The organism is Micromonospora sp. NPDC047753 (assembly GCF_040642735.1).
Taxonomy (GTDB): Bacteria; Actinomycetota; Actinomycetes; order Mycobacteriales; family Micromonosporaceae; genus Micromonospora.
Genome location: NZ_JBEYSL010000873.1, coordinates 1 through 1270 on the forward strand (window position 1 = coordinate 1; position 1270 = coordinate 1270).

1 pseudogene is annotated in these 1270 nt (G+C 76.0%); it reads right to left on the minus strand.

Annotation, left to right across the window (positions count from 1 at the left end):
• Positions 1-1270, minus strand: a pseudogene (locus tag ABZ749_RS35380) (hypothetical protein); the annotation flags it as partial.

The following is a 1270-nucleotide window of genomic DNA, read 5'->3' on the forward strand; positions in this document are numbered from 1 at the left end:
CGCAGGGAAAGCGAACCCACGGCGCAGACACCCCAGTAGGCGTTGGGGCTGCCGGTCACCAGGACCCCGAGCGGCCAGACCGCCGCCGCCACGACGCCGGGCGTCGTACTCCAGCAGGGCGCCGAGTTCGCGTTCCACGAACGTCTGCAGGCGGGGCTCGTCGCGCAGCAGGTGCAGCAGACCGGCCAGCCCGACGTGCGGGAGCCGGAAGATCGGCAGGTCACGCCGGTCCCGTCGGGCCGCCTCGGCGATCTGCCGTGCCTCGACGAGCGACCGGCGGGCCTCCCGCAGGGTGCTCACCCCGGACCCGGCGGCCACGATCACGGCACCGGGACCAGCACCCCGGGCCCCCTCGACACCCACCCGAGCGGCCTCGACACCGGGAGTCGCGCGGGACGGCTCCGCGCCGGAGGAGGAGCGGGACACGTCGACGCCGGGTCCCGGCCGGCCGGCGCCGGCGTCGAGGCGTACCTGACGAAGGGCGCTGGCGAACGCGGACAGCGCGCGGTCCTCGGCGGCCGGGTCTGGCAGGGCCAGCAGCGCGCCCACCGAGTTGTCGTCGACGGCGCTGGTCAGCGCGGTCAGCTTCGCCTCCCGCAGGGCCTGGCCGACGGCCTCGGAGAGATCACGTAGCCGGGCCTGGCCGGCCTCGGGGCCGACTTCCCCGGCGGGGTCGTCGGCGCGGTGCCGGACCATCACGCCGACCAGGTGCCGCCGGTCGAGCACCACGCCGAGCGCCTTGGCCCGCAGTCCCACCTCGTCCACCGGGCGGGAGTGGTCGAGCAGCGCGGTGAGCAGGGTGCGGTGGATCTGCCGTTCCAGGCCCTCGGCGTCGCGGCGGATCAGCCGGCCCAACGCGAGGGTGGACGCGGCCCGCTCGATCAGGATGGTGAGCCGGGTGGGCGAGCCCGCGCTCGGTTCGACGGCCTGTGCGCTGGGCACGTCGCCGCTGGCCGGCCAGCGCAGCAGCAGCCGACCCCAGTCCTGCCCCCGGGCGCCGACGGTGGTCACCAGCCAGCCGCTGTCCGGGTCGTACGCGGTCCGCCCGGCCGGGCGGATCCGCCGGGAGTGCTGCTCCCAGCCGTCCAGCAGCAGCTCGGCGCTCTCCCCCGCCGGGTCGTACCCGAGCACCTGCCGGGACAGGTTCTCCAGCACCACTGGGCAGCCGGACAGCTCGGCGGCCTGTCGGATCACCTCGGCGGCGTCGGCGCCCTCCACGGACAGGTCGTTGAACCGCTGGTGGATCTCCTCGGTGGCGCGCAGCTCGGTG